This is a genomic window from Providencia sp. PROV272, assembly GCF_049901975.1.
GTDB classification, from domain to species: domain Bacteria; phylum Pseudomonadota; class Gammaproteobacteria; order Enterobacterales; family Enterobacteriaceae; genus Providencia; species Providencia stuartii.
This window is the reverse complement of sequence record NZ_CP096291.1, coordinates 356151-377650: the sequence shown is the minus strand read 5'-3', so window position 1 is coordinate 377650 and position 21500 is coordinate 356151. Positions and strand designations below refer to the sequence as shown.

At 43.3% G+C, this 21500-nt stretch carries 11 protein-coding genes, 2 tRNA genes and 3 rRNA genes; 4 read left to right on the top strand and 12 right to left on the bottom strand.

Translation table 11 applies throughout. The features are described from left to right. Window positions 1-166 precede the first annotated feature (166 nt). Window positions 167-997, top strand: a complete 831-nt coding sequence (gene iclR / locus M1E93_RS01630) for a glyoxylate bypass operon transcriptional repressor IclR (protein ID WP_004925895.1) — start codon at window positions 167-169, stop codon at window positions 995-997. A gap of 18 nt (window positions 998-1015) precedes the next feature. Here the strand turns inward: iclR and M1E93_RS01625 are convergent, their stop codons facing one another. The 3 genes from M1E93_RS01625 to M1E93_RS01615 form a co-directional block, all read right to left on the bottom strand. Further along, a complete protein-coding gene (locus M1E93_RS01625) occupies window positions 1016-1900 on the bottom strand; it encodes an N-acetylmuramoyl-L-alanine amidase (protein WP_426207066.1) in 885 nt (294 codons plus the stop codon). Window positions 1901-2817: 917 nt separating this feature from the next. Continuing rightward, the gene (locus M1E93_RS01620) at window positions 2818-3093 is read right to left on the bottom strand and encodes a helix-turn-helix domain-containing protein (RefSeq protein WP_004925889.1); all 276 of its coding nucleotides are present in this window, start codon (window positions 3091-3093) and stop codon (window positions 2818-2820) included. 471 nt (window positions 3094-3564) lie between these two features. Further along, a complete protein-coding gene (locus M1E93_RS01615; RefSeq protein WP_004925887.1) occupies window positions 3565-4353 on the bottom strand; it encodes an N-acetylmuramoyl-L-alanine amidase-like domain-containing protein in 789 nt (262 codons plus the stop codon). A 357-nt stretch (window positions 4354-4710) separates the two neighbouring features. On the opposite strand from M1E93_RS01615, the gene edd reads away from it, so the two are divergent. Together edd and M1E93_RS01605 are read left to right on the top strand one after the other, a co-directional pair. Continuing rightward, the gene (gene edd / locus M1E93_RS01610) at window positions 4711-6507 is read left to right on the top strand and encodes a phosphogluconate dehydratase (protein ID WP_395756079.1); all 1797 of its coding nucleotides are present in this window, start codon (window positions 4711-4713) and stop codon (window positions 6505-6507) included. Between the two features lie 25 nt (window positions 6508-6532). After that, a complete protein-coding gene (locus tag M1E93_RS01605) occupies window positions 6533-7174 on the top strand; it encodes a bifunctional 4-hydroxy-2-oxoglutarate aldolase/2-dehydro-3-deoxy-phosphogluconate aldolase (protein WP_104873043.1) in 642 nt (213 codons plus the stop codon). Between the two features lie 60 nt (window positions 7175-7234). On the opposite strand, the gene aceK is transcribed toward M1E93_RS01605, so the two are convergent. From aceK to M1E93_RS01560, 9 genes are all read right to left on the bottom strand, one after another. Continuing rightward, window positions 7235-8986 (bottom strand): bifunctional isocitrate dehydrogenase kinase/phosphatase, encoded by a 1752-nt coding sequence (gene aceK, locus M1E93_RS01600; protein WP_004925884.1) that lies wholly within the window; start codon window positions 8984-8986, stop codon window positions 7235-7237. Between the two features lie 105 nt (window positions 8987-9091). Further along, window positions 9092-10399 carry an isocitrate lyase gene (gene aceA / locus M1E93_RS01595; RefSeq protein ID WP_004925881.1) on the bottom strand — a complete coding sequence of 436 codons (1308 nt, stop codon included), beginning with the start codon at window positions 10397-10399 and terminating at the stop codon, window positions 9092-9094. Window positions 10400-10452: 53 nt separating this feature from the next. After that, window positions 10453-12051 (bottom strand): malate synthase A, encoded by a 1599-nt coding sequence (aceB, locus tag M1E93_RS01590; RefSeq protein WP_014656941.1) that lies wholly within the window; start codon window positions 12049-12051, stop codon window positions 10453-10455. A gap of 354 nt (window positions 12052-12405) precedes the next feature. Continuing rightward, window positions 12406-13335, bottom strand: coding sequence for a homoserine O-acetyltransferase MetA (gene metA / locus M1E93_RS01585; protein WP_014656942.1), 930 nt, complete (start codon window positions 13333-13335; stop codon window positions 12406-12408). 505 nt (window positions 13336-13840) lie between these two features. Beyond that, window positions 13841-13956, bottom strand: a 5S ribosomal RNA gene (gene rrf, locus M1E93_RS01580). 130 nt (window positions 13957-14086) lie between these two features. Next, a 23S ribosomal RNA gene (locus tag M1E93_RS01575) occupies window positions 14087-16995 on the bottom strand. A 325-nt stretch (window positions 16996-17320) separates the two neighbouring features. Then, window positions 17321-17396 (bottom strand) — tRNA-Ala (locus M1E93_RS01570). A 135-nt stretch (window positions 17397-17531) separates the two neighbouring features. Continuing rightward, window positions 17532-17608 (bottom strand) — tRNA-Ile (locus M1E93_RS01565). 63 nt (window positions 17609-17671) lie between these two features. Continuing rightward, a 16S ribosomal RNA gene (locus tag M1E93_RS01560) occupies window positions 17672-19211 on the bottom strand. Together the 16S, 23S and 5S rRNA genes with 2 tRNA genes alongside form the textbook arrangement of a ribosomal RNA operon. 689 nt (window positions 19212-19900) lie before the next feature. Here M1E93_RS01560 and purH point away from each other — a divergent pair. After that, the gene (purH, locus tag M1E93_RS01555; RefSeq protein WP_036942111.1) at window positions 19901-21490 is read left to right on the top strand and encodes a bifunctional phosphoribosylaminoimidazolecarboxamide formyltransferase/IMP cyclohydrolase; all 1590 of its coding nucleotides are present in this window, start codon (window positions 19901-19903) and stop codon (window positions 21488-21490) included. Window positions 21491-21500 lie beyond the last annotated feature (10 nt).

Here is a 21500-nt window from a genome sequence, read left to right as displayed (position 1 = left end):
ATTAGTGCCACATTCATCCTATCATAATTTTTACGTTGAGAATTCCACCTCATGATGAGAGTTTCTCAGGTTGCATAAGATCTAATTTTTCACTGATCCGATGAGTATTTTGAGGTGAAATCATCCATAATAGAAACAAAAATTCATTCCAGTCAGGAGAGACTTAATGGCGACTGCATCAATCAGTAAAAAAATAAAAAAGGCAAAGGGGCCGGCAAGTGGAGCACCTGCGGCAGGTCAAGTCCAGTCATTAAGTCGTGGGCTAACCCTTTTGGAATATATTTCTGAATCAACGGGAGGGATTGCGTTGACCGACCTTGCTCTACAAGCGGGTCTACCTAACTCCACAACCCACCGTTTGCTCATGACACTCGAACAACACGGTTTTGTCCGTCAGACTGGCGATCTCGGCTTATGGGTGATTGCTTCTAATGCGTTTATTATTGGGAGCAGCTTCCTTGAAAGTCGTAACCTACTAGCCTTAGTTCACCCTATTTTACGTCGTTTAATGGAAGAGTCCGGTGAGACCGTCAACCTTGCTATTCTTGACCATAGTGAATTCGACGCAGTCATTGTCGACCAAGTGCAATGTAATGCTTTAATGCGCATGTCTGCCCCTATCGGTGGGAAACTTCCTCTGCATGCTTCCGGTGCAGGTAAAGCATTTATCGCCAACTTACCGGAAGAACAACTCATTCCACTATTGAGTAAAAAAGGGCTTCACGCCTATACACCTTATACTTTAACGACGCCATCTGCCCTTAAAGAAAACCTGCAACAAGCGAAAAAGCAAGGGTTCTCTTATGATGATGAGGAGCACGCTTTAGGACTCAGGTGCATTGGCGCATGTATTTATGATGAACACAAAGAGGCATTTGCTGCCATCTCTATTTCAGGGCCACTTTCACGGATCACCGACGATCGGGTGACTGAACTCGGCGCTATGGTGATCAAAGCCGCCAAAGAGATCAGTCGTGAATATGGCGCGATCCGCTAACCTATAAAAATAAGGTTATTAATTAGTTATATGCTGAACCTGTGGATGCGTAAATGAATTTGTAGATAAGAAACGTGGCATATCACGGTACTTTTCAATGAGCGCTAACGCAATTGCCTCAGTTTCAGCATCGGCTTTTCCATCAATGTTCCGTGGACGGAAATGCATTTGGAATGCGCTAATGATCTGTTGCGTCTGCCCATCCAGCTCCCCTGATAGCGGAATTTCCGCATAGCCATAAAACCTTAGTGCCTTCTGCAACAATAGCACATTACTCGGCTCGTCTTTCCCTCTATTCGACAAATAACCTTTTACTGTCGCAGCATCAGGCCATGCGCCAATGTCTTGTTTCGCCAATTCTTCCCATGGAAAGGCTCTACCGGGGTCCTCTTTGCGTAATGGCGCAATATCACTATGCCCGATGATATTTTGCGCAGGGATATTATAGCGCTGCATAATATCTTTCACTAACGGGATTAAAGCTAAAATTTGCGACTGATTAAAAGGAGCCCATATTTTACGGCCATTCTGATCCGTGGAAAAACCTGAATTCACAATTTCAATACCAATTGAAGTATCATTCAAATTACTGCTATTTAGCCAATGGCTATCACCAGCATGCCATGCCTTTAGCGATTCCGGCACTAGCTGTAATACCACGGGCTTATTATTTTCCTGTGAGGGAGTACTTGGGATCAGATAATGGGAGCTCACATTACCTTTAGTGAGCAGATAGATAGATTGATTGTCATCAGACACTGTATAGTGCAAAACCACATATTGGACCCTTTCACTCGTATTGCGTGACGGATAGCGATTATCAACATAGTATCCCTGCCGTGGTGACAGCGTTGAACAACCTGAAATAATAAAAACCATTAGAATTAATAAATAACGGATCATTCAATCTGTCCTTATAGCCCCTATGTTAAATTGACAGGCATTCTACCTATTTATTTGTTTACAAAGAATACACAAAATAAAAATAGACGATTATCTAAGCTAAATCGCCAAGAAAAATAGGGCATTATCCATATTAAAAAAAACGATTGAAATACCTTTTTTACCCATGCTTAAGCCAAAGTGCGTAACCGTTATTTTGAGCATTTTAACCATTCGATTCAGGCTATCATATACACGGAAAATGCTTTATAGCCTGCACGGCATCCTTACCTTAAATGGGTTGATTATTTTATCTCTAATTTGTTTCAAAAGAATTTAGCATAAGTTTAATTCATTGGTTTAGGTTACCATTATCAATCTGGTTACTATTTTACTTTAATCAAATATAGCCTTTATTTGGTTAATAGTTAAAACCAAAACCTAATAAAAGGGTAAAAATACGAAAACGGTCTGGTTTCTTTAAAATCAAATTATCAAAAATTGATATGATAGATGATTAATTTTAGAATAATTTATAATTAATCTGATAAAAAATAATCAATCGGAATACTTTATTAAGTATAAACCACATGTTTATTTATCTAGTCTTGATAGTTCAGATATAAGTTGACCTTCAATCGCGATTATTTATCCGATGTATAACGAAAGAGTCATGGATGACTAAGGTAAATAAGCATACCTTGAGTGATATATTCACCAATTATATTAGTATATTTTACAGTTTGAGTGGGTAACCGATAATTTAATACCAGTTACCCATAGAGGTGCTCGAACACATATTACGCGTTGATAACTAGTCACATTGACTATATTAGATTAAAATTATTAACAAAGTTTTAGTCTTTATCAGAACAGCCTAAAAATTCCTCTAATAAATTAGAGAATCTCGTCAGACCTCCTAATCTCAAATAAATTTCCTATTCTATTGATGTATAGAAAGTTCGCTTCTCATGTTCAACTTCTGTCGTAATAATCCTCACAATATCTTTAACATCGATATCTAAAAATACAATAATTTCAATAAGTTTATCTAAACTCAATTTATTTACGCCACGCTCATAACGCGAGATTTGTTGCTGACTTAAATTAATAATATTTGCTAATTCGTGACCAGATAATCCTCTTTTCATTCTTGCTTGACGCAAATGGTGACCTAATAAAGCATACACATCTTCTCTTTTTTTTATCGCCATATCCCTCTCCTAGAAAAGGAAATAATATTATTTTATTAGCCCAACTATTATAGAATTTCCCCCCCTCTTTAAAAATAGTTATCAGCAATCAAAATTTAACATATTGATAGTTAATAGTTATCATTCATTTTATTAAACAAATTTATTCCTTTTTTAAAAAAGCAATTCATTGCTTTTTAAGCATTTTTTTATTTTTATCACGCCTACAATTAGTTTTATAGTTAATTATTTATACTTAATATTTTAATAACTATTTACACTTTAAATAACTCTAGAAATAGTTAGACACTTTAAACAATATTTAGAATTCCTGAAAAATGAGTAACAACAATCCATAATATGAGGTAGATCATAATTTATGAATTAAATATTAAATTAAATCCAATTCAAATTGAATACAGTCAGCTCCATAAAGATATATTTAAAGCTGTAAATTTAACTAATGGCGATATCAGAACTTGAAGTAATCCCCTAATATCCGGTCGATGAGTCTACTGTGGATCTGACGACAATGATCCCAGCCTTACCACGCAAATAGCGCATTAACTCTATATCCATAACTTGCAAATTAAGTTTTAATGAGGAAGCATTTCTAAAATAAATTTTACCGCCCTGACGAATAGCAATCCCAACGTGACTTACATCTAGCCCAGCCCGATTAGCATAAATCCCAATATAATCCCCTGTCTGTAGCGCATCCAACACAGCCTCATCGATATACTCTGTCGGTATATAGCTGACTACGCGTTTCGTTACCGGTAGACCTTGAATAAAGCGCTGCCCATGACTTTTTAAATTAAGATTTTTATACACCTGAACTGCGTTAGGGCTGATGGTTTGGGTGATATCAAACACCATACCGTCGTTTTGATACAACCAATCGGTGAAAAAATGCCGTCGATTCACATAGGAGATATTATCTTGCGTATAACGGATATTTTTTAGATTATGAATAAAATCATCATAATTCTCTGATCTTTTAAATGCTTCTGTATATTCAATAAAAGTCATGCAATCCATTGATTTTAAATTTATAACCAACGTTTCTTTCGCCGAAAAAGAAGCGTTCAACGTGTGACTGTTATAAGGCGTGCCTAGCAATGTTTCAGTTATCACTTTAACCCGCTGCTCTTCATTCAGTCCTTTTGTACGTTGCTGAATATCATTGAGTATTGATAGCGAGCCTGATTCCAATACCGTCTCTGCATATGTTAAAGACGATGTGAACAGTAATGCCACTGCAATAAACCGTTTTAGCATGAATCCCCGACTATAGACCTTCTTTCTCAATCAATGTGTAAGCCTATTACTAGACCACAAATCATTCACAAAATTCAGCCTATTAATCGAAAACAGCACAATTTTCCCTCAATCAACAAGTCAAGTAATCTTGATTCAGATCACAGATACTTCGAAATCTGTCCACGATCCATTGCAACTCTATGCATTTCAATTAACAATGTTACCGGTAACATATCGCTAAACAAATAAAGTCTCTTCAGCGCCCTTATTTGATAAATGCGTGTTGGTAGATAAAAAGTCTCTGTGATGAGGTTAGTAATTATGAGCAATTCCAATAAGATAGAGAACGGTTATTCCTCCGTTCATCCTGAAATAATGCGGATCACCAAACGTATTATCGCTCGCTCAAAAAAAACAAGAGAGCATTACCTACACAAAATTGAGCAAGCACGTAGTACAACCGTTCATCGTGCAGAACTTGCTTGTGGTAACCTCGCTCATGGATTTGCAGCCTGCCAACCTGAAGATAAGAAGATCCTCAAAAGCATGACACGCTCTGATATTGCGATCATTAACTCTTATAATGATATGCTGTCAGCTCACCGCCCCTATGACAATTACCCTGAGCGTCTGAAAAAAGCGTTACTCGAATCGGGTGCTATTGGGCAAGTTGCCGCCGGCGTGCCTGCAATGTGTGATGGTGTAACTCAAGGGCAAGATGGCATGGAATTGTCTCTGCTAAGCCGTGATGTGATTGCAATGTCTACCGCAATTGGCCTTTCACATAATATGTTTGACGGCGCGTTATACCTTGGGATCTGCGATAAAATTGTGCCCGGCCTCATGATTGGTGCCTTGTCCTTTGGTCACCTTCCCGCTATTTTTGTTCCTGCCGGCCCAATGACAACAGGGTTACCAAATAAAGAAAAAGTCCGCATCCGCCAGCTATATGTCGAAGGCAAAGTAGATAGAAACGCGCTATTAGAAGCTGAAGCTGCCTCTTATCATGGTATTGGCACCTGTACCTTTTACGGTACCGCAAACTCTAACCAAATGGTCATGGAGGTTATGGGTCTACATTTACCGGGGGCCTCTTTTGTTCAGCCGGATACCCCCTTACGCGACGCCTTAACCGAGGCAGCAGCACGCCAAATTACTCGTTTAACCGAACAATCAGGTAATTACCTGCCAATAGGCCAATTAATTGACGAAAAGGTCATTGTGAATGGTATTATCGCCTTACTTGCAACTGGCGGTTCAACTAATTTAACTATGCACCTAGTGGCTATTGCACGAGCAGCAGGGATCATCATTAATTGGGATGATTTCTCTGAGCTATCAGCAGTGATCCCATTAATCTGCCGCATTTACCCCAATGGTCAAGCAGATATAAATCAATTTCAAGCCGCAGGCGGAGTACCTCTCCTTATCCGCCAGCTCTTATCCAAAGGATTACTCCATCACGACGTTCATACTGTTGCTGGTAATGGCCTCTCACGCTACACCATGGAGCCTTGGCTAGACAACGGTCATTTAGCGTGGCGTGACGGCCCCGATACCTCCTTTGACTTGAACGTCATCGCAGATATTAATCAGCCATTTTCCCATCATGGTGGTACAAAAGTTTTATCGGGGAATTTAGGACGCGCCGTCATGAAAACCTCCGCAATACCGGAAGCGAATCAAATCATTGAAGCTCCTGCTGTCGTCTTCAATAACCAACACGATATTTTGCCGCTGTTTGAGTCTGGGGAATTAGATCGTGATTGCGTCATTGTTGTCCGTTTCCAAGGCCCATCTGCAAATGGTATGCCTGAACTCCATAAACTCATGCCTCCATTAGGGGTTCTTATGGATAGAGGTTATAAAGTTGCACTAGTAACAGACGGTCGATTATCCGGCGCATCAGGTAAGGTTCCTTCGGCCATCCATGTCACCCCTGAAGCACATAATGGCGGTTTACTGGCTAAGGTGGAAAATGGCGATATCATTCGTGTGAATGGTGTAACGGGTGAATTGACTCTGCGAGTCGATGAACCAACACTCGCCGCTCGTCAGGCTTATCAACCAGATTTAAGAGCCCAACGTTCAGGCTGTGGTCGAGAGCTCTTTAGTGCATTAAGAAACCACTTCTCGGGTGCCGAAGAAGGGGCTTGTAGTCTCGATTTTTAACTCCTTCAGTGAATAGGAAAAGATTATGCATAATTGGAAGTTAGCTGCTGCAGATGTACTCAATGCAGGCCCTGTCGTTCCCGTCATTGTGATCAATAAACTTGAACAGGCGGTTCCTCTCGCAAAAGCACTGGTAAAAGGGGGAATTAGAGTACTTGAAGTGACACTGCGTACTGAGTGTGCCATTGATGCAATTCGTCTTATTGCCAATGAAGTGCCCGAGGCGATGATCGGAGCAGGCACTGTGATTAATGCTCAACAACTCACAGCCGTCACTGAGGCTGGCGCCCAATTCGCTATTAGCCCAGGTCTTACCGAAGAGTTACTCAGTGCAGCAACAAAAGGTTGTATCCCTCTAATTCCAGGTATATCAACCGTTTCAGAATTAATGCTCGGTATGAATTATGGCTTAAAAGAGTTTAAGTTCTTCCCTGCCGAAGCCAATGGCGGTGTAAAAGCATTAAAAGCAATTGCTGGCCCCTTCTCACAAGTTAAATTTTGTCCAACGGGTGGAATATCGCCAGCTAACTACCGCGATTACCTTGCCTTGAAAAGTGTATTGTGTATCGGTGGTTCATGGTTAGTGCCAGAAGATGCCCTTGAATCCGGTGGTTATCAACGAATCACTCAATTGGCAGAAGAAGCGATTAAAGGCGCTCAGCAATAATTAAATTTGATATATCAATATGAGCCAGAGTATCCCAATACTGTGGCTCTATTGCTTAACTCAGCCACTAAGTCGCTGCATTGGCTCCTGTCCAAAACGTAAACTAAAGCGCAAATCTTCTCGATAAGCATAGACGTCCTCGATATAGCCGCTGCGGATCCTATTTTGTAAGCCTTGCCAATATTCTGCCGTAAATAAGTTGGCATGCCGCTTCTGTAAATAACCGCGTATTTTAGGGTCTTGGCATAAAAATAACGCAAACTCCTCTGGAAAAACATCCTGCTCTCCCACGCTGTACCAAGGCTCCCCCGAAAGTTCTTGCTCTGGGTACATAGGTTCAGGGATCTTCCTAAAATTTACTTCGGTCATATAGCAAATTTCATCATAGTCATAAAAAACAACGCGGCCATGACGTGTCACACCAAAATTTTTAAATAACATATCGCCTGGAAAAATATTTGCTGCCGCTAGCTGTTTTATCGCCTGACCATACTCATCAATCACATGATGTAATTGCGCTTCGTCAGCCTCATCCATATAAATATTTAATGGCGTCATCTTCCGTTCCATATACAAATGACGGATCAATATTTTGTCGCCTAAATCTTCTATCAGGGAAGGGGCTTCCTTAAGTAATTCCGCCATCAGTTCATCACTGATATAACGCTTTTCAATAATAAAGTTTTCAAATTCTTGGGTATCCGCCATTCGCCCAACCCTATCGTGTTCTTTAACAAGCCGATAGCACTCCTGTACACGTTCCCTCGTGACCTCTTTTTGTGGAGCAAACTCATCTTTAATCAATTTAAATACGCGATCAAAAGAAGGCGAAGTGAATACCAACATTACCATTCCCTTCACACCAGGCGCTATCGTGAACTGTTCTCGAGAAAAATTAATAAAAGCCAGATATTCACGATAGTACTCCGTCTTTCCATGTTTTTGGCAGCCAATTGCCATATACAGTTCAGCAATAGATTTACTCGGTAAAATTTCCCGTAACCAAAAAACCAATGCGGCTGGAAATGGGGCATAAACCATAAAATAAGAGCGAGCAAAACCAAAGACGATGCTGGCTTCATCAAACCCCGTTAAACAGGTATCAACATAAATTTTGTGGTCAGCGTCATGATGAATAGGTAATAAAAAGGGGTGAACTTCATTATTAATGACCAATTTTCCCACCAGCCACGCTGCCTTATTTCTATAAAACAATTCATTCGCAATCTGGAAAGTAACCGTTTCATTGCGAATATTAGGGAATCGTTCTATTAGGCTCTCAACAATGCATTGCACATCCCAACTTAAAGAGCGCCACTGCAAACGTAGCGGCAATGCACTTAGCACTTCTTCCAGTACATTAAACAAACTGTCTTTAACCGGATATTCTCGAGCTAATGGCCTAGGCAGGTCACTAAAACGCCGAGCTGGCTGAGAGGTAAAAATAAATAAGTTGTCTTGCGTCAGTTCCCGATGCTGGAACAAACGACAATACACCGAATTAAAAAAACTTTCTGCAATCTCAAAACGCGGGTAATGCGGTAACAATGCCGTGTATACCCGTTTAATATTCGAAAGCATTTCTGGCGTTAATGACTGAACCAAACCCATAAATTGTAACTGAGCCACGACTAACCCTACATGGTGGTCATACAACTGTATTCTTTGTTTCATCGCATCTTGAATAGCATGCCAATCTGCTCGTTCAAATCGTTCCTGTGCACCTGATGTAATCTCTAAAAAACGACCATACTGAGCATCAAAACCTTGTAAAATGGTTTGAGAAATTATCTGTTCAGTCGATAGTGTCATAGTAGCTCCTGACAAAAAACGGCACTCGAAAGTGCCGGTAAAACAAAAAACAGATACATATGAACAAAAGAAAAATATGCGCGGCTTAATGAAAGAAGTTTCTGGTTAAAACTGCTCTTCTTCCGTCGAACCTGTCAGCGCAGTGACTGATGATGTTCCACCTTGGATCACAGTCGTTACCTTATCAAAATAACCCGTTCCCACCTCCTGCTGATGCGAAGAGAAGGTATAACCCTTATCAATCGCAGCAAACTCACGCTCCTGAACTTTCTCTACGTAGTGCTTCATACCTTCACCTTGTGCATACGCATGAGCTAAATCAAACATGTTAAACCACATGCTATGAATACCCGCCAATGTGATAAACTGGAAGCGGTAACCCATCGCTGAAAGCTCATCTTGGAAGCGAGCAATCGTCGCATCGTCCAAGTTTCTCTTCCAGTTAAAGGAAGGTGAGCAATTATAAGCCAGTAATTTACCCGGGTATTTCGCGTGGATCGCCTCGGCAAATTGGCGAGCCGCCTCTAAATCAGGTTTTGATGTTTCACACCAGACCAAATCAGCATATGGCGCGTAAGCGAGCCCACGGCTAATGGCTTGCTCAATGCCCGCTTTAGTACGGAAAAAGCCTTCGTTGGTTCTTTCCCCTGTAATAAATTCGGCATCATACGGGTCGCAATCCGACGTTAAAAGATCGGCGGCGTCTGCATCCGTTCTCGCGATTAAAATCGTTGGTACTCCCGACACATCCGCTGCTAAACGAGCCGCAACTAACTTTTGTATAGCCTCTTGGGTTGGTACTAGTACCTTTCCACCCATATGACCACATTTTTTAACCGCCGCGAGCTGATCTTCAAAATGTACGGCAGCAGCTCCCGCTTCAATCATACCTTTCATTAGTTCAAAGGCATTTAGCACCCCACCAAATCCCGCTTCAGCATCAGCAACGATAGGGAGGAAGAAATCAATGTATTCCTTATTTTCTGGCCCAATCCCATTAGCCCATTGAATTTGATCCGCCCGACGGAACGTGTTGTTTATCTTTTTCACGACCGAAGGAACCGAATCGACCGGGTATAACGATTGGTCAGGGTACATACTTGATGCCGTGTTCGCATCCGCTGCCACTTGCCAGCCAGAAAGATAAATAGCTTCAATTCCCGCTTTGGCTTGCTGTAATGCTTGTCCCCCCGTTAAGGCACCTAAGGCATTCACATAACCTTTTTTAGAATGGCCATGGAGTTGATCCCATAACCTTTGTGCCCCTCTGGTCGCTAGAGTATGTTCTGGGTTAACTGAACCACGCAGCTTCACCACTTCTTCAGCACTATAAGGGCGAGTGATCCCTTCCCAACGTGCTTTTTTCCACTCATTCTCTAATTGGGCAATCTGCTCTGCGCGTGATATCGTCATGTTCGTATTCCTTATAATTTAAGTAGGGCCTATCGGAACGGCTTTAATCGTGCTTAATTAATAAATTGGTAACCAGGTATTGTTAAAAACTCAATGAGTTCATCTTGCGTTGTTATTCTTCGCATCAAGTCAGCGGCCTCACGGAAACGACCACTTTGGAACTTCTGATCACCAAGCTCTTTTTGAATGACTTGTAATTCTTCATCTAACATTTCTTCAAAGAGGGCTTTAGTGACTTTTTCACCATTTGAAAGCGACTTACCATGGCGGATCCATTGCCAAATAGAGGTACGAGAAATTTCTGCCGTTGCAGCATCCTCCATTAAGCCATATATCGGTACACAACCATTTCCAGATATCCATGCTTCAATATATTGAACTGCAACTCGGATATTCGCTCGCATACCCGCTTCCGTCCTTTCGCCATCACAAGGCTGCAATAGCTGCTGAGCGGTAATTTCTTCGTCTGAATCGCGCGATACGTGTAATTGGTTTTGGTGTTCGCCCAGTGCTTGGTTAAAAACCGCCATGACGGTGTCTGCTAACCCAGGGTGTGCAACCCATGAGCCATCATGACCATTACGGGCTTCTAATTCCTTATCAGCTTTAACCTTCTCTAAAATAGCTTTATTCTCTTGTGCATCTTTACTTGGGATAAAGGCAGACATCCCCCCCATTGCAAAAGCCCCTCGACGGTGGCAAGTTTTAATCAGCAACCGAGAATAAGCACTTAAAAAAGGTTGTGTCATGGTCACGACTTGGCGATCAGGTAATACCCTATCTGCGTGCTCTTTTAATGTTTTGATATAACTGAAAATATAATCCCAACGGCCACAATTTAGACCAACGATATGCTGGCGCATGTGATACAAGATTTCATCCATCTGAAAAACAGCTGGCAGTGTTTCGATAAGTACGGTGGCCTTAATCGTTCCTCGTGGTAAACCAACAGAGTCTTCGGCCATACTAAATACATCACTCCACCATTGAGCTTCCTGCCAAGACTCAAGTTTGGGTATATAGAAGTAAGGGCCACTTCCTTTTGCTAGTAGCGCTTCATAGTTATGAAAAAAGTAGAGCGCAAAATCGAATAACCCTCCGGGGATTGGCTTACCATCGAGCAAAACATGTTTTTCATCTAAATGCAGACCACGAACACGCGCGATTAATACAGCAGGGTTAGATTTTAATTGGTAAACCTTTCCATTTTCGTTGGTATACGAAATATCGCCTCGAACCGCATCTCTTAAATTAATTTGCCCATCGATCAATTTATCCCATGAAGGGGAGAGTGAATCTTCAAAATCAGCCATAAAAACTTTAACATTGGCATTAAGCGCATTGATCACCATCTTACGCTCTACAGGGCCAGTGATCTCAACTCGGCGATCACGCAAATCCTCAGGGATATTTTGAATTTTCCAATCAGCCTTTTTAATGGAATCACTTTCTGAAATGAAATCAGGCAACATGCCAGAATCTATTTTCTGTTGTCTAACTTGCCTTTCTTTCAATAGCACATCTCTTTTAGCGGAAAACTTTTCTGCCAGATCAGAAAGAAACGCGATAGCTTCAGTCGTTAGCACCTTGCTATCTTGCTGATTAAAACTCTTAGTAAATGTTAATGTTGATGCTGATAATTGCTGATCCATTGGTAGATCCTCTCTCATATCTGCCGATAAATTAAGACTAACTCAAAATAAAAATAAATCAAAAATAGTTTCCATTTTATTTTAATTTAAATACAACATATTGATATATAATTAAATTAACAAGATTCTAATTATGATTGCAGGTTCCCTTTTCACAACAAAAGATGTTAAAATTAAGTTAAATCAATGTGTTGTAAAAATAACAATCATTTACTAAAAAACAAAAAAAGCAGCCTCATCAGGGCTGCTTAAATTCTTTAATTAGGATTCAACTTAAATGAAATCGCTGTAATTTATCATTACACTAGGCGAATACGTTGTTATAAGCGTATCTGGCAGTAGATAGGTGGTTTTTTAATCTAACGTCGGCTGCATATGACTAAGATCGAAAGGTGTGATCTGATACACATAATAATTTAACCAATTTGAGAAAAGTAGGTGCCCATGACTACGCCAAGTAATAATGGGATCCTTTTCCGGATTATTTTCCCTAAAATAATTACAGGGGATATTTGGCGAAATTCCAGCATCAACATCGCGCCAATATTCTTGAGCGAGGGTATCCGCATCGTATTCTGGATGACCTGTAACAAAAACTAATCGCTTATCTTTAGATGCAAATAGATAAGCCCCTGCTTCTTGTGAACTAGCTAATATATCCAAATCCGTATGTTTGCGGATCAATGATTCAGGGAAGTCAGCATAGCGTGAATGAGGCGCATAAAAAGATCCATCAAATCCTCGGGTTAATAGGGCAAAAGGCTCAAGCGTATCATGCTGATAAATACCAGATAGCTTTTCTTCCCGTGTCCATTTAGGTAAATCATAAAGCACTTTCAATGCAGCCTGCACCGCCCAGCAAACAAATAGAGTCGAGGTCACATGATCTTTCGCCCAATGAATCACTTTTTCTATTTGCTGCCAATAAGCAACATCACAAAACTCCACTAAACCTAAAGGAGCACCAGTCACAATCAATCCATCAAAATTCTGGTCTTGGATATCCTCAAAGTCACAATAAAAGGTATTCAGATGTTCCGCAGGCGTATTTTTAGATTCACGCTGATCAATTCGCAGTAACTGAATATCAACTTGTAGCGGTGTGTTCGACAGTAAACGTAAAAATTGATTTTCAGTTTCAATTTTCTTAGGCATCAAATTGAGTAGTAACACTTTCAAGGGACGGATCTCCTGAAGGCTTGCTCTTGTCGTTGTCATGACAAAAACATTCTCCTCTCGTAAGAAATTTACCGCTGGCAACTCATCAGGTAAACGAATTGGCATCATCTTCCCCTTTTATACATTTATACGTTTAGACTTCTAGAATGCTAAATAATCTAACCAAAGTTGCCATCATTGTCGAGTCTTTCAACACTAATTGAAATTATTTCAAGTGATTAGATTTGGTACAATTTGATTGCTATATATAGCATGGTTATAACTGTATGATTCTATTTATATTATGATAAAAACTATTCAATTATAAACATCAATATTTATTAGAATTTTTATTTATATCCTATACAGAGACAAAGATACTAAGTACTAGTAATGCTGGCTGGAATCCGCCAAAAATAGAGAAAATGGGAAAAGAAGGGAAGTGATGGAAGGTAAGGTATGAAATAGATGAGGGCTTTGATAAATTTCTTACTAATAATTCTTTAATCTATCTATTGCTATTGAAATAACCCATATTTGAAAAAATAAGCCGCCCTAAATAAGGGATTAAACTTTATCTCTCCCAAACGCAAAAAAGCCACCCGATGGGTGGCTTTCTCACTGATTTGATGTCTGGCAGTTCCCTACTCTCACATGGGGAGACCCCACACTACCATCGGCGCTACGGCGTTTCACTGCTGAGTTCGGCATGGGGTCAGGTGGGACCACCGCGCTATTGCCGCCAGACAAATTCGGTTTCGTTCCCGTTTGCGTCGACACCGCAAACCAGAACTGCAATCTTGAACAAGCTGATTTCTCGCACCACTCTATCTCGTGCACTTCAACAATCGTCTCTCTAAAACACCTTCGGTGTTGTCAGGTTAAGCCTCACGGTTCATTAGTACTGGTTAGCTCAACGTATCGCTACGCTTACACACCCAGCCTATCAACGTCTTCGTCTTAAACGTTCCTTTAGGACCCTTAAAGAGTCAGGGAAGACTCATCTCAAGGCAAGTTTCCCGCTTAGATGCTTTCAGCGGTTATCTCTTCCGCACTTAGCTACCGGGCAGTGCCATTGGCATGACAACCCGAACACCAGCGGTGCGTCCACTCCGGTCCTCTCGTACTAGGAGCAGCCCCTTTCAATCTTCCAACGCCCACGGCAGATAGGGACCGAACTGTCTCACGACGTTCTAAACCCAGCTCGCGTACCACTTTAAATGGCGAACAGCCATACCCTTGGGACCTACTTCAGCCCCAGGATGTGATGAGCCGACATCGAGGTGCCAAACACCGCCGTCGATATGAACTCTTGGGCGGTATCAGCCTGTTATCCCCGGAGTACCTTTTATCCGTTGAGCGATGGCCCTTCCATTCAGAACCACCGGATCACTAAGACCTACTTTCGTACCTGCTCGAGCCGTCACTCTCGCAGTCAAGCTGGCTTATGCCTTTGCACTAACCGCATGATGTCCGACCATGCTTAGCCAACCTTCGTGCTCCTCCGTTACGCTTTGGGAGGAGACCGCCCCAGTCAAACTACCCACCAGACACTGTCCGCACCCCAGATTATGGGGCTACGTTAGAACATCAAACATTAAAGGGTGGTATTTCAAGGTTGGCTCCATGCAGACTGGCGTCCACACTTCAAAGCCTCCCACCTATCCTACACATCAAGGCTCAATGTTCAGTGTCAAGCTATAGTAAAGGTTCACGGGGTCTTTCCGTCTTGCCGCGGGTACACTGCATCTTCACAGCGAGTTCAATTTCACTGAGTCTCGGGTGGAGACAGCCTGGCCATCATTACGCCATTCGTGCAGGTCGGAACTTACCCGACAAGGAATTTCGCTACCTTAGGACCGTTATAGTTACGGCCGCCGTTTACTGGGGCTTCGATCAAGAGCTTCTCCTTACGGATAACCCCATCAATTAACCTTCCAGCACCGGGCAGGCGTCACACCGTATACGTCCACTTTCGTGTTTGCACAGTGCTGTGTTTTTAATAAACAGTTGCAGCCAGCTGGTATCTGCGACTGGCTTCAGCTCCATGGGTAAACCACTTCACCTAATGCCAGCGTGCCTTCTCCCGAAGTTACGGCACCATTTTGCCTAGTTCCTTCACCCGAGTTCTCTCAAGCGCCTGAGTATTCTCTACCTGACCACCTGTGTCGGTTTGGGGTACGATTAATGATAATCTAGAGCTTAGAGGCTTTTCCTGGAAGCGGGGCATGAGCTACTTCGCCACCGTAGTGACTCGTCATCAGACCTCAGTGTATAGCGAACCGGATTTGCCTAATTCACCCACCTACATCCTTAAACCGGGACAACCGTCGCCCGGCCAGCCTAGCCTTCTCCGTCCCCCCATCGCAATTATCACCAGTACAGGAATATTAACCTGTTTCCCATCGACTACGCATTTCTGCCTCGCCTTAGGGGTCGACTCACCCTGCCCCGATTAACGTTGGACAGGAACCCTTGGTCTTCCGGCGTGCGGGTTTTTCACCCGCATTATCGTTACTTATGTCAGCATTCGCACTTCTGATACCTCCAGCATGCCTCGCAGCACACCTTCACAGGCTTACAGAACGCTCCCCTACCCAACAACATTTACATGTCGCTGCCGCAGCTTCGGTGCATGGTTTAGCCCCGTTACATCTTCCGCGCAGGCCGACTCGACCAGTGAGCTATTACGCTTTCTTTAAATGATGGCTGCTTCTAAGCCAACATCCTGGCTGTCTGAGCCTTCCCACTTCGTTTCCCACTTAACCATGACTTTGGGACCTTAGCTGGCGGTCTGGGTTGTTTCCCTCTTCACGACGAACGTTAGCACCCGCCGTGTGTCTCCCGTGATAACATTCTTCGGTATTCGTAGTTTGCATCGGGTTGGTAAGTCGGGATGACCCCCTAGCCGAAACAGTGCTCTACCCCCGAAGATGAGTTCACGAGGCGCTACCTAAATAGCTTTCGGGGAGAACCAGCTATCTCCCGGTTTGATTGGCCTTTCACCCCCAGCCACAAGTCATCCGCTAATTTTTCAACATTAGTCGGTTCGGTCCTCCAGTTAGTGTTACCCAACCTTCAACCTGCCCATGGCTAGATCACCGGGTTTCGGGTCTATACCCTGCAACTCATTCGCCCAGTTAAGACTCGGTTTCCCTACGGCTCCCCTATTCGGTTAACCTTGCTACAGAATATAAGTCGCTGACCCATTATACAAAAGGTACGCAGTCACCCTGATAAATCAAGGCTCCCACTGCTTGTACGTACACGGTTTCAGGTTCTATTTCACTCCCCTCGCCGGGGTTCTTTTCGCCTTTCCCTCACGGTACTGGTTCACTATCGGTCAATCAGGAGTATTTAGCCTTGGAGGATGGTCCCCCCATATTCAGACAGGATAACACGTGTCCCGCCCTACTCGTCGAGTTCACAACACCAACACCTTCGGATACGGGGCTATCACCCTTTATTGCCGGCCTTTCCAGACCGTTCTCCTGATGCTGATGCTGATTAAGACTCTGGGCTGCTCCCCGTTCGCTCGCCGCTACTAGGGGAATCTCGGTTGATTTCTTTTCCTCGGGGTACTGAGATGTTTCAGTTCCCCCGGTTCGCCTCGTTTGACTATGGATTCATCAAACGATAGTGCAACGAATTGCACTGGGTTTCCCCATTCGGACATCGTCGGTTATAACGGTTCATATCACCTTACCGACGCTTTTCGCAGATTAGCACGTCCTTCATCGCCTCTGATTGCCTAGGCATCCACCGTGTACGCTTAGTCGCTTAACCTCACAACCCGAAATTGTTTCAACGATCACCTGACTGTCATGGCTGTGCGTGGTGAACTTCTGCGTTGGGCAGTGCTCGCAATGCTCACGTACTCCTGTACGCTGCGCTTGCTGCGCGCTGTCCGCCTTGAATTTCACCCTGCTCGCTCATGCCACTCGTTTGAATGACCGAAAATTTCAGGTTTGAAATTTTGAGAGACTCTCACATTGTTTAAGCGATAAACAATGTGCGTTGTTTCAATTTTCAGCTTGTTCCAGATTGTTAAAGAGCATAATTATTCGCAATAGACTAAAACTAATCTATTCTGAATAATTCAAAAATATTATGGTGGAGCTAAGCGGGATCGAACCGCTGACCTCCTGCGTGCAAGGCAGGCGCTCTCCCAGCTGAGCTATAGCCCCATAACAGGTTTAACAGTATCATCGCCGTCTTTAATCGGTGTGATTAAAAACGAAATCGAATTAAGGCAAGGCGTAGCTTAGCGACGTTTACACTAGGTAAACGAGCTGAGATACAACGTAGCATTCATTCGATTTTGGTAGGCCTGAGTGGACTTGAACCACCGACCTCACCCTTATCAGGGGTGCGCTCTAACCACCTGAGCTACAAGCCTATTGATACCGTTGACTCTTTCATCAGACAATCTGTGTGAACACTTCACAAAACACTTCAACGGTAAGGAGGTGATCCAACCGCAGGTTCCCCTACGGTTACCTTGTTACGACTTCACCCCAGTCATGGATCACAAAGTGGTAAGCGCCCTCCCGAAGGTTAAGCTACCTACTTCTTTTGCAACCCACTCCCATGGTGTGACGGGCGGTGTGTACAAGGCCCGGGAACGTATTCACCGTAGCATTCTGATCTACGATTACTAGCGATTCCGACTTCATGGAGTCGAGTTGCAGACTCCAATCCGGACTACGACGTACTTTATGAGTTCCGCTTGCTCTCGCGAGGTCGCTTCTCTTTGTATACGCCATTGTAGCACGTGTGTAGCCCTACTCGTAAGGGCCATGATGACTTGACGTCATCCCCACCTTCCTCCGGTTTATCACCGGCAGTCTCCTTTGAGTTCCCGACCGAATCGCTGGCAACAAAGGATAAGGGTTGCGCTCGTTGCGGGACTTAACCCAACATTTCACAACACGAGCTGACGACAGCCATGCAGCACCTGTCTCAGAGTTCCCGAAGGCACTTAAGCATCTCTGCTAAATTCTCTGGATGTCAAGAGTAGGTAAGGTTCTTCGCGTTGCATCGAATTAAACCACATGCTCCACCGCTTGTGCGGGCCCCCGTCAATTCATTTGAGTTTTAACCTTGCGGCCGTACTCCCCAGGCGGTCGATTTAACGCGTTAGCTCCGGAAGCCACTCCTCTAGGGAACAACCTCCAAATCGACATCGTTTACAGCGTGGACTACCAGGGTATCTAATCCTGTTTGCTCCCCACGCTTTCGCACCTGAGCGTCAGTCTTTGTCCAGGGGGCCGCCTTCGCCACCGGTATTCCTCCACATCTCTACGCATTTCACCGCTACACATGGAATTCTACCCCCCTCTACAAGACTCTAGCTAACCAGTCTTAGATGCCATTCCCAGGTTAAGCCCGGGGATTTCACATCTAACTTAATTAACCGCCTGCGTGCGCTTTACGCCCAGTAATTCCGATTAACGCTTGCACCCTCCGTATTACCGCGGCTGCTGGCACGGAGTTAGCCGGTGCTTCTTCTGTCGGTAACGTCAATCGTTGATGGTATTAACATCAACGCCTTCCTCCCGACTGAAAGTACTTTACAACCCTAGGGCCTTCTTCATACACGCGGCATGGCTGCATCAGGCTTGCGCCCATTGTGCAATATTCCCCACTGCTGCCTCCCGTAGGAGTCTGGGCCGTGTCTCAGTCCCAGTGTGGCTGATCATCCTCTCAGACCAGCTAGGGATCGTCGCCTAGGTAAGCCATTACCTTACCTACTAGCTAATCCCATATGGGTTCATCCGACAGCGCAAGGCCCGAAGGTCCCCTGCTTTGCTCCTAAGAGATTATGCGGTATTAGCCACCGTTTCCAGTAGTTATCCCCCTCTATCGGGCAGATCCCCATACATTACTCACCCGTCCGCCGCTCGTCAGCGAGAAGCAAGCTTCCCCTGTTACCGCTCGACTTGCATGTGTTAGGCCTGCCGCCAGCGTTCAATCTGAGCCATGATCAAACTCTTCAATTAAAAGTGTTTGATGCTCAAAGAATTAAACTGACTACATTCTTTCATATATGAATTAACGTGTTAGTCACTCTTCAAGACTTTAAAATCAAATATTTTTTTGATAGTGTCCTGTGAGTGCCCACACAGATTGTCTGATAAATTGTTAAAGAGCGTTGCGACTTTATCTTTCGATATTAACCAGTTAGGTCGTTGTCGCGAGGTGATGTATACTACGTTTTTTCGTGAGAAAGTCAAGCGATTATTTTCAACTTTTTCTTTCTTTTTTCACCTCTCGTTGCCACTGGTTTCTTTTCTAACCTGACCACCGAAGTGGTTTGTCGTGACAACGGATGCGCATTATAGGGAGTCAGAAAATTCTAGCAACCCCTTTTTATCACTTTTTTATTCGATTGCTGCATTCCACAGCAAAACGCACCTTTATACAGATTTACCCACAAAGTTATCCACAACCATAAAAATAATTAAAATATAACGCGCATTACGCAAACGATTGCGTTACAATTAGCATGAAAATTCATCGTTGATTTTATTTTTATGTTCTGAAATTGTTAGTGGCTTATCTCTATCTATTGATATTTTGATGTGATTAAACAGTTACAGCAGAAATAGGTATATATAAGAAGCGTCGTTTTTACGCTTTAAACTAACTCTTACGGTTTTATTGCTTTCTTATCCAAGGGATCTATCTCATGCAACAGCTTCGTCCTATTCGTCGTGCCCTGCTCAGTGTTTCTGATAAAACAGGTGTTGTTGAATTCGCTAAAGCGCTTTCACAACGAGGTGTTGAACTGCTCTCTACAGGTGGAACCGCAAAACTACTTGCCGAGTCAGGGTTAAAAGTCACCGAAGTTTCAGACTATACAGGGTTCCCTGAAATGATGGATGGTCGTGTTAAAACACTTCACCCAAAAGTTCATGGTGGCATTTTAGGTCGTCGTGGCATTGATGATGCCATTATGCAGCAACATAATATCGAACCGATTGATATGGTTGTTGTCAATCTGTACCCCTTTGCACAAACCGTCGCTAAGCCTAACTGTACCCTAGAAGATGCTGTTGAAAATATTGATATCGGCGGCCCCACAATGGTGCGCTCAGCCGCTAAAAACCATAAAGATGTCGCGATTGTTGTGAACAGCAATGATTATGAAAAAATCATTGAAGAATTGGATAACCACGATAACTCTTTAAATTGGTCTACTCGTTTTGACCTTGCTATTAAAGCGTTCGAACATACTGCCGCTTATGACAGTATGATAGCCAACTACTTTGGCGAATTAGTCACCCCTTATTATGGCGATACAACGCAACCATCGGGACGTTTCCCTCGTACGTTGAATTTAAACTTTATCAAAAAACAAGACATGCGTTACGGTGAAAATAGTCACCAAGATGCCGCTTTTTATATAGAAGAGAACCCTAAAGAGGCATCAATCGCCACGGCGACACAGCTGCAAGGTAAGGCTCTCTCTTATAACAATATTGCTGATACGGACGCCGCTTTAGAATGTGTTAAATCTTTCGAAGAGCCAGCCTGCGTTATCGTCAAACATGCCAACCCTTGCGGTGTTGCTATTGGTAATAATATTCATGCAGCTTACGATCGCGCGTTTAAAACGGATCCAACGTCTGCATTTGGTGGCATCATTGCCTTTAACCGTCAGCTTGATAAGGCAACAGCAGAAGCGATTATTGAGCGCCAATTTGTAGAAGTTATTATTGCACCAACGGTTGCCGATGATGCTCTTTCAGTATTAGCGACCAAGCAAAATGTGCGTGTTCTTACATGTGGTGAGTGGGATAAACCTGTTGCAGGATTAGATTTTAAACGTGTTAACGGTGGTTTATTGGTCCAAGACCGTGACCTCGGTATGGTTGAACCTGACGAGCTACGTGTTGTGACTAAACGCCAACCCACTGAGCGTGAATTTAAAGATGCTCTATTCTGTTGGAAAGTCGCTAAATTCGTTAAGTCGAACGCGATTGTTTATGCCAAAAATGATATGACTATTGGCATTGGTGCAGGGCAAATGAGCCGAGTGTATTCTGCGAAAATTGCAGGTATTAAAGCCGCAGATGAAGGCTTAGAAGTTGCAGGTTGTGCAATGGCCTCCGACGCATTCTTCCCGTTCCGTGACGGTATTGATGCAGCGGCAGCCGTTGGTGTGACCTGTGTGATCCAGCCAGGTGGTTCAATCCGCGATAGCGAAGTGATTGAAGCGGCTAACGAGCACGGCATCGCCATGATTTTCACTAATATGCGCCATTTCCGCCATTAATCATGTGGAG

Bases quoted from the DNA above. Each gene is read 5' to 3' on its own strand.
- iclR (WP_004925895.1), top strand. From the start codon at position 167: ATGGCGACTGCATCAATCAGTAAAAAAATAAAAAAGGCAAAGGGGCCG.
- M1E93_RS01625 (WP_426207066.1), bottom strand. From the start codon at position 1,900: ATGATCCGTTATTTATTAATTCTAATGGTTTTTATTATTTCAGGTTGT.
- M1E93_RS01620 (WP_004925889.1), bottom strand. From the start codon at position 3,093: ATGGCGATAAAAAAAAGAGAAGATGTGTATGCTTTATTAGGTCACCAT.
- M1E93_RS01615 (WP_004925887.1), bottom strand. From the start codon at position 4,353: ATGCTAAAACGGTTTATTGCAGTGGCATTACTGTTCACATCGTCTTTA.
- edd (WP_395756079.1), top strand. From the start codon at position 4,711: ATGCGGATCACCAAACGTATTATCGCTCGCTCAAAAAAAACAAGAGAG.
- M1E93_RS01605 (WP_104873043.1), top strand. From the start codon at position 6,533: ATGCATAATTGGAAGTTAGCTGCTGCAGATGTACTCAATGCAGGCCCT.
- aceK (WP_004925884.1), bottom strand. From the start codon at position 8,986: ATGACACTATCGACTGAACAGATAATTTCTCAAACCATTTTACAAGGT.
- aceA (WP_004925881.1), bottom strand. From the start codon at position 10,399: ATGACGATATCACGCGCAGAGCAGATTGCCCAATTAGAGAATGAGTGG.
- aceB (WP_014656941.1), bottom strand. From the start codon at position 12,051: ATGGATCAGCAATTATCAGCATCAACATTAACATTTACTAAGAGTTTT.
- metA (WP_014656942.1), bottom strand. From the start codon at position 13,335: ATGCCAATTCGTTTACCTGATGAGTTGCCAGCGGTAAATTTCTTACGA.
- purH (WP_036942111.1), top strand. From the start codon at position 19,901: ATGCAACAGCTTCGTCCTATTCGTCGTGCCCTGCTCAGTGTTTCTGAT.